Origin of the sequence: Xenorhabdus sp. BG5 (assembly GCF_015163665.1) — a bacterium.
Lineage (GTDB): Bacteria > Pseudomonadota > Gammaproteobacteria > Enterobacterales > Enterobacteriaceae > Xenorhabdus.
The window spans coordinates 51621-63607 of record NZ_JADEUG010000002.1; the positions used below are offsets into that span (position 1 = coordinate 51621).

The 11987-nt window shown below is 43.5% G+C and carries 11 protein-coding genes; 8 read left to right on the top strand and 3 right to left on the bottom strand.

The features are described 5' to 3' along the window. Positions 1-6 precede the first annotated feature (6 nt). On the top strand, positions 7-378 hold the full coding sequence (gene arsC / locus IQ209_RS02255) for an arsenate reductase (glutaredoxin) (protein WP_193848594.1): 372 nt from the start codon (positions 7-9) through the stop codon (positions 376-378). Positions 379-475: 97 nt separating this feature from the next. Here the strand turns inward: arsC and hda are convergent, their stop codons facing one another. The 3 genes from hda to upp all read right to left on the bottom strand — a co-directional run bounded on the left by hda (position 476) and on the right by upp (position 3722). Beyond that, the gene (gene hda / locus IQ209_RS02260; protein ID WP_193848597.1) at positions 476-1183 is read right to left on the bottom strand and encodes a DnaA inactivator Hda; all 708 of its coding nucleotides are present in this window, start codon (positions 1181-1183) and stop codon (positions 476-478) included. Positions 1184-1716: 533 nt separating this feature from the next. Continuing rightward, positions 1717-3027: a uracil permease gene (uraA, locus tag IQ209_RS02265; protein WP_193848599.1), complete on the bottom strand. Its 1311-nt coding sequence runs from the start codon at positions 3025-3027 to the stop codon at positions 1717-1719. A 68-nt stretch (positions 3028-3095) separates the two neighbouring features. Beyond that, complete coding sequence (gene upp, locus IQ209_RS02270) at positions 3096-3722, bottom strand: uracil phosphoribosyltransferase (protein WP_193848602.1); 627 nt, start codon at positions 3720-3722, stop codon at positions 3096-3098. A 224-nt stretch (positions 3723-3946) separates the two neighbouring features. Here upp and purM point away from each other — a divergent pair, with 224 nt between their 5' ends. The 7 genes from purM to mgtE all read left to right on the top strand — a co-directional run bounded on the left by purM (position 3947) and on the right by mgtE (position 11873). Then, entirely contained in the window at positions 3947-4990 is a 1044-nt protein-coding gene (purM, locus tag IQ209_RS02275; protein WP_193848604.1) for a phosphoribosylformylglycinamidine cyclo-ligase, read from the top strand. A 98-nt stretch (positions 4991-5088) separates the two neighbouring features. Continuing rightward, entirely contained in the window at positions 5089-5727 is a 639-nt protein-coding gene (gene purN / locus IQ209_RS02280; protein ID WP_193848606.1) for a phosphoribosylglycinamide formyltransferase, read from the top strand. A 201-nt stretch (positions 5728-5928) separates the two neighbouring features. Beyond that, positions 5929-6492 (top strand): spermidine N1-acetyltransferase, encoded by a 564-nt coding sequence (gene speG / locus IQ209_RS02285; RefSeq protein ID WP_193848608.1) that lies wholly within the window; start codon positions 5929-5931, stop codon positions 6490-6492. A gap of 52 nt (positions 6493-6544) precedes the next feature. Beyond that, a complete protein-coding gene (gene ppk1 / locus IQ209_RS02290; RefSeq protein ID WP_193848610.1) occupies positions 6545-8614 on the top strand; it encodes a polyphosphate kinase 1 in 2070 nt (689 codons plus the stop codon). Positions 8615-8617: 3 nt separating this feature from the next. Further along, entirely contained in the window at positions 8618-10150 is a 1533-nt protein-coding gene (ppx, locus tag IQ209_RS02295; RefSeq protein ID WP_193848612.1) for an exopolyphosphatase, read from the top strand. Between the two features lie 12 nt (positions 10151-10162). Next, positions 10163-10339: a YfgG family protein gene (locus IQ209_RS02300; RefSeq protein WP_193848613.1), complete on the top strand. Its 177-nt coding sequence runs from the start codon at positions 10163-10165 to the stop codon at positions 10337-10339. Positions 10340-10409: 70 nt separating this feature from the next. Beyond that, a complete protein-coding gene (gene mgtE, locus IQ209_RS02305; protein WP_193848615.1) occupies positions 10410-11873 on the top strand; it encodes a magnesium transporter in 1464 nt (487 codons plus the stop codon). The last annotated feature ends 114 nt before the right edge of the window (positions 11874-11987 follow it).

The following is an 11987-nucleotide window of genomic DNA, read 5'->3' on the forward strand; positions in this document are numbered from 1 at the left end:
TTTTACATGCAACATCTTGACACACGAAAAGTGACTTTTTACCACAATCCCCGCTGCTCAAAGAGCCGTGAAACTCTTAAGCTGATTGAAGAGCTCGGTATTACACCGGAAATCGTTCACTATCTTGATACTCCCCCTACAGCAGAACAGCTTGCCATACTATTGCAACAACTCGGTTTCAAAGATGCCCGCCAATTAATGCGTACTAAAGAAGATCTCTACAAGGCATTGAACCTGGACGATGCCACATTATCCCAAGATGCATTGCTCCAGGCGATGGTTGAGAATCCCAAATTGATAGAGCGCCCAATTGTTGTTGTCGATGATAAGGCTCGTTTGGGACGTCCCCCTGAACAGGTTAAAGAAATTCTGCTGTAACTATTTTTTAATAAAAATGTTTTCAATAAAAAAGTGATAGGAAATATATTCCTGTCACTTTTTTATTCTGATCTCATTTCCTTACTGCTTTATTCACTCAAAGCTCAAGGATATCCTTAACAAACGGGATCGTTAGTTTGCGTTGTGCCACAATGGAAGCCCGATCAAGCTCATCCAACGTCCTGAACAATGTTTGCATTTCCCTATCGAGCCGCTTTAACACAAAACGCCCCACATCCTCAGGCAATTCAAAACCCCGTAATTTTGCCCGTAGTTGCAATGCCTGGATCTTCTCATCATCTGACAGAGGTTGTAATTTGTAAATTTGCCCCCAATCCAGACGAGATGCCAAATCCGGTAACGTCAGGTTAATTTGCCGTGGAGGACGATCACCTGTGATTAAAAGACAAGTTCGGCCAATTTCTACAATACGGTTGTAAAGATTGAAAATAGCCATCTCCCATTCCTGATCACCAGCAATACACTCAATATTATCAATGCACACTAATGATAAATGTTCCATACCATCAAGGACTTCAGGGACAAAATAGGCGCGCTTATCCAGTGGTACATACCCTACAGCTTCTCCCTGTTGGGACAATTCGGCACAGGCTGCGTGAAGCAAATGGCTCTTACCCCCGCCATCGCGGGACCAGAAATAGATATAACTGCCGTGTGACTGACTTATAGCCAATTTTATTGCAGCTAATAAGGAAATATTCTCACCTGCAAAGAAACTGGCAAAAGTTTCATCATCGGGCAAATATAATGGTAGTGAAAGCTGCGACGGTGTATTCAGAAGCACCTCAAACAGAATGGATAACGAACAGTGCCAAGTTTACCACAAAAAGCCGCTATAAATGAAACGAATGCTTTGTTTAAAGTAGGAGATTATCATCAAAGCATATTTCCCCATAAAATGGATAGATTACGACCAGTAACAAAACCATATCCATTTCTTTCGCAAGCCAGAAATAACCTAACCTAAATGGCTTTCATAATACTGAGAGTATCAGATGTTGGCGTTCCTTACCCCGTAAGCGCCGCGCGGGTAAGGAATACACCTATCATTTTGAAACGTTATTTAGCGTAAAAATTATTATATTTGACAATTCCATACTATTAATAGCCAATATTGCCAATAGTAAAAATTACTGGATTACTAAAGATGTTAATTTATCCATCTTAACTTATTTTCAATGAAGTCTAACAACAAATATTATTTGTAAAGGAAAAAATTATCGTTATAAATGACAAAGTAAAATGATAGAGAAAATAATTTTTTAAAATGGCAAGGGCTTTAGAAAAACCCTTTCCAGTAAATTTCATTAATATTTTTTACTCTACCACTTCACTCTTCTTATCATTTCTGATTGATTCCACAGAGGAGTTGATATACGGCTCTTCTGATCGGATAAAACTGATAAATTTAAAAAACAGGCTTAAACCAATCCCCACCACAGTTGCAAGCGCCATCCCCTTCAACTCTACTGCACCAATCTGAATTTTTGCTCCGCTGACACCAATAATCAAAATAATGGAAGTCAGGATCAAGTTCTGTGCCTTACTATAATCAACTTTCGAATCAATCAAAACTCGAATACCTGATGCACCAATCACACCATACAGTAGCAGGGAAACACCGCCCATCACTGGAATTGGGATCATTTGGATCGCTGCCGCCAATTTACCAACGCAGGACAGCAATATTGCCATTACCGCAGCACCACCAATCACCCATGTGCTGTACACACGCGTAAGCGCCATAACACCAATATTTTCACCATAAGTCGTATTAGGTGTTGAACCAAAGAAACCCGAAATCATCGTTGAAAAACCATTGGCAAACATTGAACGATGCAAACCTGGATTTTTCAATAAATCTTTCTGTACGATATTTGCCGTTACCACCAAGTGACCTACATGCTCTGCAACCACCACCAGCGCCACGGGTAAAATTGTCATAATGGCAAACCATTCAAAACGCGGAGTATAAAATGTCGGCAATGCAAACCACGGCGCTTCGCGTACTGGGGTTAAATCTACAACTCCCATAAAAAATGACAGCGCATATCCTGCCAAAACACCAATCAGAATCGGAATAATCGCCATAAAGCCACGGAATATCACCGATCCCAAAATAGTCACACCCAGCGTAACCATGGATATGGTCAGGTTAGTCATATTAATTTCAGTACCTGCCGCTGGACGCAATCCTGCCATATCAGCAGCAACACCTGCCAACTCCAGGCCGATCACGGCAACAATCGCGCCCATCGCTGCCGGAGGAAACATCACATTAATCCATCCCCTTCCTGCAACTTTTACAAGCAAGCCAACTAAACAAAACAACAAACCGCAGACAATAAATCCACCTAATGCCAATTCATATCCCAAAGGCAGTAACAACAATACAGGCGAAATAAAAGCAAAGCTGGAACCTAAGTAAGCGGGGATTCTTCCTTTACAAATCACCAAATACAGTAATGTACCAATGCCATTGAACAACAAAATTGTCGCCGGATTCACTTTAAATAAAATGGGAACCAAAACGGTTGCACCAAACATGGCAAATAGATGTTGCAAACTTAAAGGAATAGTTTGTGCCAAAGGAGGTCTTTCTTCGACTCCAATTGTTCGACGAGTCATTATTGATATCCTCTTATATCATCTTGCTAGAAACCAAAAAAAACCGGCTTTCCAGCCGGCTATCAATGTTATTTAGTGCCAAATATTTTATCACCTGCATCCCCTAAACCAGGAACGATATACCCGTGCTCATTGAGATAGTTATCAATCGAAGCGGTATACAGTTCAACATCAGGGTGAGCTTTCTCCAGTGCAGCAATCCCTTCCGGCGCGGCAACCAAAACTAATACCTTAATGACAGGGCATCCCGCTTTTTTCAGCAAATCAATGGTGGCGATCATGGAGCCACCGGTTGCCAACATGGGATCGACAACCAATGCCATGCGTTCATTAATATCGGAGACTAATTTCTGAAAATAAGGCACTGGCTCAAGTGTTTCTTCATCACGATAGACACCAACAACACTGATTCGTGCACTAGGGATATTTTCCAGTACACCATCCATCATGCCCAAGCCCGCACGCAGAATAGGTACTACCGTAATCTTTTTCCCTTTAATCTGATCTATCTCTACCGGACCACACCATCCGTCAATAATGACTTTCTCGACTTCCAAATCAGCAGTTGCTTCATATGTCAGAAGACTACCCACCTCTGAGGCCAGTTCACGGAAGCGTTTGGTGCTTATATCATGATCTCGCATCAGGCCAAGTTTATGTTTAACTAGCGGGTGTTTAACCTCAACGATCTTCATGGGTTTCTCCTAATAGCCGGTAGATAAAAAAATCGCGGGATTATAACGCCTTTTCCGCATCAAACCACCACCAATCTATCAATTTTTATCACTAACGAGTTATTTTCTTCGATCCCGATCTAACAGGAAACCGATATAAAGCTATCGCAAACGTTTGCTTAGACTGTTAGAATTGTCGCCGTTCTGTTTTATTTATAAAAATGCAACCACCTGGGAGCTACGCAGTGACCAACAAAACCTCTCTTAGCTATAAAGATGCTGGTGTCGATATTGATGCCGGTAATACCTTAGTCAATCGTATCAAAGGTGTCGTAAAACAGACCCGTCGCCCCGAAGTGATGGGAGGATTAGGTGGTTTCGGTGCATTATGTGCCCTGCCACAGAAATATCGTGAACCGGTATTGGTTTCCGGTACAGATGGCGTTGGAACCAAACTGCGTCTGGCCATGGACTTGAAGCGCCATGACACTATCGGCATTGATTTGGTTGCTATGTGTGTCAATGATCTGGTTGTACAAGGCGCCGAACCTCTTTTCTTCCTTGATTACTATGCTACCGGCAAACTGGATGTCGATACCGCCGCCAGTGTCATCACGGGCATCGCAGAAGGCTGCAAACAAGCAGGCTGTGCATTAGTCGGTGGTGAAACGGCAGAAATGCCCGGCATGTATCACGGTGAAGATTATGATGTCGCGGGTTTTTGCGTTGGTGTTGTTGAAAAATCAGAAATTATTGACGGCAGTCAGGTTCAAACCGGTGATGCCCTGATTGCACTTGCATCCAGCGGACCGCATTCCAATGGTTACTCTTTGATCCGTAAAATTCTTGAGGTCAGTCAGGCAGATCCAGAGACTACCGAACTTGAAGGAAAACCACTCGCCGATCACTTACTTGCACCTACCCAAATTTACGTCAAATCTATCCTGGAGCTGATTGAAAAAGTTGATGTTCATGCGATTGCACATCTGACTGGCGGTGGCTTCTGGGAAAATATTCCGCGTGTTCTGCCAGAAAATAGGCAGGCCAGAATCAATGCTGATAGTTGGCAATGGCCAGCGATTTTTACCTGGTTACAGCAAGCCGGCAATGTCAGCGAGCATGAAATGTACCGCACATTTAACTGCGGAGTCGGTATGATAATCGCACTTCCTCAGTCTCAGGCAGAACAAGCCATTTCGTATCTGACCGCGTCAGGCGAAAATGCATGGCAAATCGGAACAATTGCTGAACTGCATGCCGATGAGCAACCTGTCGTTATTACAAAATAAATATTTTGTCTGATTGATTTCAAGCTACAGCCAATAAAGCTGTAGCTTGAAAAATGAAGCGCATATTAATCAATGAATTTCTTCAGTGAAAACCCGTTATGAAAAAAATTGTCGTTTTAGTCTCCGGCAATGGCAGCAATCTTCAATCCATCATTGACGCCAGCCAGCAAAACCGAATTAATGGATATGTTGCTGCGGTTTTCAGTAATAATGCCGATGCCTATGGCCTGCAACGTGCTGAACAAGCAGATATCCCTGCCCATTTTATCAACCCGAAAGATTATGCGGATCGTACAAATTATGATATCGCCCTACTCAAAGCCATTGATCAATACGCTCCCGATTTAGTGGTCTTAGCCGGTTACATGAGGATATTATCGCCTGAATTTGTCCAGCACTATTATGGGCGCTTGCTCAATATTCACCCTTCTCTCTTGCCCAAATATCCCGGCTTGCATACCCATCGAAAGGCCATTGAAAATGGTGATAAAGAACATGGCACGTCCGTCCATTTTGTTACTGAAGAATTAGATGGCGGCCCGATTATTTTACAAGCGAAAGTGCCCATTTTTGTGGGGGATAAAGAAACAGAAGTCATCGGGCGTGTACAAACTCAGGAACACCATATTTATCCTTTGGTCATCAGCTGGTTTTTAGATCAACGTTTGGTTATGGAAGGCAATAACGCCATTATGGATGGCAAGGTTCTGCCGCCACAAGGTTACGCATCAGAATAAGTTAACCCGCTGACTTCAACTTACAGCTCTGTGTTAGCAGATTTTGTTATAATCTTTTTTAACTGCTATATTCCAGTAACACCTTGCTGTAAGTTACTATTTTGGATTGATTTATCTGGCAATTATTATTTATTCGAACATTATTCAATATCAAATATATTTATACCCTATAGATTTCACTACAAAACACTGAGGTATCCCATGTCCAGTGGTTCAGAAAATCCATCGGTAAATTTACGTCCTCTTGAACGGGAAGATCTTCCTTTTGTTCATCAAATCGATAATAACGCCAGTGTCATGCGCTACTGGTTTGAAGAGCCTTATGAAGCCTTTGTTGAATTATGCGACCTCTATGACAAGCATATTCATGACCAAAGTGAGCGCCGTTTTATTATCGAAAGCCTGAATTCCAAAGTCGGTTTGGTGGAACTGGTCGAGATTGATTATGTCCACCGTCGGGCAGAATTCCAGATTATCATCGCCCCGGCTTATCAAGGACAAGGTTACGCAGCGGTAGCCGTCAAACTTGTGATGGAATACGCTTTTGCTGTCTTAAATCTTTACAAGCTGTATCTGATTGTAGATAAAGAGAATGTGAAAGCAATTCATATATACAATAAATTGGGGTTCTATACTGAAGGTGAATTAATCGATGAGTTTTTTGTCAACGGCTCTTATCATACCGCTATCAGGATGTGTACTTTCCAGCACCACTATTTCGCCAGGAAAACCCGTGAAGCCCAAATCAGCACATCGACTCGTTAAACGCCCACCATTACACTAAGTGGAAAACCCAATGGAGTAGAAAGGAGTAGTCATGTCCCACGATCGTCTTTATAACGAGAAAGAACTCAGTTGGCTCTCTTTCAACGAACGTGTACTTCAGGAAGCGGCTGACAAAAGTAACCCGCTGATTGAAAGAATGAGGTTTTTAGGGATCTACTCCAACAACTTAGATGAGTTTTATAAAGTGCGCTTTGCTGATGTAAAGCGGCGTATTCTTATCAGTGAAGAGCGAGGTTCAGCCACGGCTGCCCGCCAATTGTTGAAAAAGATTCAGACTAAGGTTGCCAAAATTGATCAAGAGTTCGATGCTCTCTATAACGATTTGCTGCTAGAAATGGCACGTAACCAGATTTTCTTGATCAATGAACGGCAGATATCCCCGAATCAACAGATCTGGCTGCGGCAATATTTTCGCGAGCATTTGCGGCCACATATCACGCCAATCGTCATCAACCCAGAAACTAATTTGGTTGAGTTTCTCAAAGATGATTACACCTATTTAGCCGTTGAAATTATTCATGGGCAAGAAACGCAATATGCTTTATTGGAAATTCCATCAGACAAAGTACCGCGTTTCGTTAACCTGCCTCCAGAAATGCCGAAAAAACGCAAGTCAATGATATTACTTGATAATATTTTGCGTTACACGCTGGATGAAATTTTCAAAGGGTTCTTCGATTACGATACCCTGAACGTTTATTCGATGAAAATGACCCGTGATTCCGAATATGATCTGGCAACAGAGATGGAATCCAGCTTGCTGGAACTGATGTCTTCCACGCTGAAACAGAGACTGACGGCGGAGCCTGTACGGTTTGTTTATCAGCGTGATATGCCTGATGAAATGGTGGAACTACTGCGGAGCAAGCTGGGGTTATCCAATGATGACTCGGTGATTGCAGGTGGCCGTTATCATAACTTTAAAGATTTCATCAAATTTCCCAATGAAGGAAATCGGAATCTCCAGAATAAACCTATGCCGCGACTGCGCCATACCTGGTTCGACCATTTCCGCAACGGGTTCGACGCGATCCGTGAAAGAGATGTTCTGCTTTATTATCCTTATCACACATTCGAACACGTGCTGGAATTGCTGCGTCAGGCTTCTTTCGATCCCAGTGTGCTCTCGATTAAGATTAATATCTACCGCGTCGCAAAAGACTCACGCATTATTGACTCCATGATCCACGCCGCCTACAACGGCAAGAAAGTCACTGTCGTTGTGGAGTTACAGGCACGTTTTGACGAAGCAGCTAACATTCATTGGGCGAAACGCCTCACTGAAGCCGGTGTACATGTTATCTTTTCCGCGCCTGGTCTGAAAATTCACGCAAAACTCTTCATTATTTCGCGTCTGGAAGGGGAAGAAATTATCCGTTATGCCCATATTGGTACAGGAAATTTCAACGAAAAAACGGCGCGGCTCTATACCGATTATTCTCTGCTAACCGCCAAACCTGAAGTCACCAATGAAGTTCGCCGCGTGTTTAACTTTATTGAAAACCCTTATCGGCCCGTCACATTTGATAATTTAATGGTATCGCCCCAAAATTCGCGGGCTATGCTCAATCGACTGATTACTCAGGAAATCGAAAATGCACAAGCCGGTGAATTGGCAGGCATCACGCTGAAAATCAATAACCTGGTAGATAAGGAGTTAGTGAACCGCCTGTATGATGCCTCAGAAGCGGGCGTCAAGATCCGCGTTCTGGTACGAGGCATGTGCTCTTTGGTTCCCAATCAACCTGGCTTTAGTGAAAACATTCAAGTCACCAGTATTGTGGATCGTTTTCTGGAACATGATCGTGTTTATGTTTTCACCAACAAAGGCAATGAAAAAGTTTTCCTTTCTTCGGCCGATTGGATGACCCGTAACATTGACTATCGCATTGAGGTGGCAGTTTGTCTGCTCGACCCCGGTCTAAAACAACAAGTTATAGATATCCTTGAACTACAATTCAGTGATACCGTCAAGGCACGATATATTGATAAGGAATTGAGCAACCGCTATGTTCCGCGAGGAAATAAGCGTAAAATCCGCGCTCAGCTTGCTGTTTATGATTATTTGAAAAACCTTGAACAACCGGAACCAAGAGCCTGACCTATGCCGTTGAAACACGACACACCAATGCCTAAACCGCAAGAAATTGCCACGATTGATTTGGGTTCCAATAGCTTTCATATGGTCATCGCCCGTATCGTAAACGGTGCATTACAGGTTATCGGGCGTTTAAAGAAACGGGTTTATCTTGCCGATGGTTTAAACAGTAAGAATGAGTTAAGCGAAGAAGCCATCAACCGAGGCCTGAAATGCCTCGCTCTGTTTGCTGAGCGGTTGCAAGGTTTTTCCGCAGGTAATGTCTGTTTGGTGGGAACGCATAGTTTACGTGAAGCGACCAACGTACAAGAATTTTTGCAACAGGCAAAAGACGTTATCCCCTATCCCATTGAAATTATTTCTGGTCATGAAGAAGCTCGCCTGATTTTCATGGGGGTTGAGCACACACAGCCGGAAAAAGGCCGAAAACTGGTGATTGATATTGGTGGCGGCTCGACGGAATTGGTCATTGGTGAAGATTTTGAACCCCTATTAATTGAAAGCCGTCGTATGGGGTGTGTCAGTTTTTCCCGCCAGTTCTTCCCCGACGGTATCATTAGCGAGCATCATTTTCGCAAGGCACGACTCCAGGCGGCGCAAAAATTGGAAAATCTCGTCTGGCAATTTCGGACAAAAGGCTGGGATTTTGCTTTAGGTGCGTCGGGAACGATCAAGGCAATACACGAACTGTTGGTCGAACTGGGTGAGAAAGATGGCCTGATTACCCCAGAGCGTCTAAACATGCTGGTGAAACGTGTCCTGAAATACAAAAATTTCAATGCACTGGAATTGCCGGGATTATCTAATGACCGTAAACAAACTTTTGTTCCTGGATTATCAATCTTGTGCGGTATTTTTGATGCTTTGCATATTCAAGAATTACGCTTGTCTCATGGCGCACTGCGGGAAGGTGTACTGTATGAAATGGAAGATCGTTTCCGCCATCAGGATATTCGTCAACGTACTGCCAAGAGCCTTGCCAAACACTATAACATCGATCGAGAACAAGCAGCCCGCGTTTGGAGCACCGCCAAAAACCTTTATGACCAATGGTCAGAACAAAATCCCAAACGCGTCCATCCACAACTGGAATCTATTCTACTGTGGGCAGCCATGCTGCATGAAGTCGGTTTAAGCATCAATCTGAGTGGATTGCAACGGCATTCAGCTTACATCCTGCAAAATACCGACCTCCCTGGGTTTACCCAAGAGCAGCAATCGTTGCTGGCTACGCTGGTACGTTACCACCGTAAGGCAGTTAAAGTACATGAACATCCCCGCTTCTATCTGTTTAAGAAAAAACAGTATCTTCCCATGCTTAAAATATTGCGATTGGCAACCTTGTTGAATAACCAACGCCAGGCTACCACGACACCGCATACACTAAGGCTAGAAACTGATCATAGTCATTGGACGCTCTACTTACCTAAAGACTATCTAAAACAAAATGCGCTTGTGTTGCTCGATTTGGAGCAAGAGCAAAGTTACTGGGATGATGTGGCGGGCTGGCACTTACACATTGAAGAGGAATCGACTTAACGATATCGCGTTATGAAAAAGAAAAAGAAAACTGTTCAAATTATAAAATTGGTACTGTTTATTAGCTTCTTTATTTTCTTTGGACGCTTTATCTATTCATTTATGGCAGCATTGGAGCATCATCAGCAAACCCAGCAGCAATGGGTGACGCCCCTAAATAGTTCGAAAACAGAATATAATACCCAATAGCTGTTAAATTTATGGCGATATTATTGCAATCGCCGGTTGTTAGCCCTATTTTCTGCCTTAAAGGTTTACTATGTCACAACCGACCTTTACACCTGATCATCTCACTTTTGCCAATCAGCATTCCCAAAAACTGGCACATATTCGTCAACGCCTGCTTTCTCTATTTACCCACGATGAATTATTTGTCGATACATTATTAGGTCAGGCTGATGAACATTCAGCAATCAGTGACGAACAGTTATTGGAAAAAATAGAGGAAGTCAGTGCGCTGCTGACCAGCCTGCATACCGCCGATATTGCCGACATTCTGGAAGCCTTACCTTATGATGAACGTCTCGCTTTATGGCGTTTGATCGACAATAACCAGCGCGGTGAGGTTCTGGTAGAAGCCTCCATTCCCGTTTGGGATAATCTAATCAAGGACATGACTGATGTTGAGCTGTTACGTGCCATCGGTAAACTGCACGTAGATGAACAAGCCTATATCGCAGAACATCTTCCCCGTGATACCACCCGACGCTTGCTGACCTATTTAGAGCCGGGCCAACGCAATCGTATCCGAGAAGTATTGCAGTACCACAAAGACAGTATCGGCCAAATGATGGATTTCGAGTTCGTGACAGTGCGAAGCAACGTTACACTCGGCACCGTTCAGCGCTTTTTACGTTCCCGAGACGTCATCCCTGAAACAACAGATAAGATCTTTGTTATTGACCGCAAAAATCGTCTACAGGGAGAGCTGCCACTCACCACTTTGCTGATCAACGTACCGGATAAATTAGTTTCCGAAGTCATGAACACGGATACCGTTACTTTCTTACCGGAGCAAAAAGGTGAAGATGCCGCCAGTGCATTTGAACGTTATGACCTGATTTCTGCCGCTGTGGTAGACAATAACGGGCGTCTAATGGGACGCCTAACGGTTGAAGATATTGTTGATACCTTGAGTGAAGAAACGGATACCAATATTCGCCGCATGGGAGGCTTAAGCCGCGAAGAAGATGTTTTTGCGCCAGTTGGTCAGGCCGTCAAAACCCGCTGGGCATGGCTTGCCATCAATTTGTGCACCGCATTTGTAGCATCACGCGTTATCGGGCTCTTTGAGCATACCATTTCGCAACTTGTTGCTCTTGCAACCTTAATGCCTATCGTAGCCGGCATTGGCGGCAATACCGGTAACCAGACCATCACCATGATCGTCCGGGCACTCGCGCTACATCAAATCCAGACGGGGAGTTTTTCTTATCTGCTATTAAGGGAACTTGGTGTTGCCTTTATCAACGGCATTATCTGGGGAGGGATCATGGGCGTCGTCACTTATCTGCTCTATAGTGACCTTGCCATGGGGGGAGTCATGACAATGGCGATGATATTAAACCTACTGATGGCTGCGCTGATGGGCGTCTTAATCCCATTTATTATGATGAAATTGGGAAGAGATCCCGCCATCGGCTCCAGTGTCATGATTACTGCCATTACCGATACTGGCGGCTTCTTTATCTTTTTGGGACTGGCAACATTATTTTTGGTTTAATTCATTTTAATTAAGTTTACATAAACGCCGATCATTGCATCGGCATTAATGTTCGACCCATTGGCAGGATGTTTTTCTTCTCTTTACTCTATTGGATACCCCATCACAAATACC

Coding starts and splice junctions, on each gene's coding strand:
- upp (WP_193848602.1), bottom strand. CDS start 3,722: ATGAAGATCGTTGAGGTTAAACACCCGCTAGTTAAACATAAACTTGGC.
- uraA (WP_193848599.1), bottom strand. CDS start 3,027: ATGACTCGTCGAACAATTGGAGTCGAAGAAAGACCTCCTTTGGCACAA.
- arsC (WP_193848594.1), top strand. CDS start 7: ATGCAACATCTTGACACACGAAAAGTGACTTTTTACCACAATCCCCGC.
- ppx (WP_193848612.1), top strand. CDS start 8,618: ATGCCGTTGAAACACGACACACCAATGCCTAAACCGCAAGAAATTGCC.
- IQ209_RS02300 (WP_193848613.1), top strand. CDS start 10,163: ATGAAAAAGAAAAAGAAAACTGTTCAAATTATAAAATTGGTACTGTTT.
- mgtE (WP_193848615.1), top strand. CDS start 10,410: ATGTCACAACCGACCTTTACACCTGATCATCTCACTTTTGCCAATCAG.
- speG (WP_193848608.1), top strand. CDS start 5,929: ATGTCCAGTGGTTCAGAAAATCCATCGGTAAATTTACGTCCTCTTGAA.
- purN (WP_193848606.1), top strand. CDS start 5,089: ATGAAAAAAATTGTCGTTTTAGTCTCCGGCAATGGCAGCAATCTTCAA.
- ppk1 (WP_193848610.1), top strand. CDS start 6,545: ATGTCCCACGATCGTCTTTATAACGAGAAAGAACTCAGTTGGCTCTCT.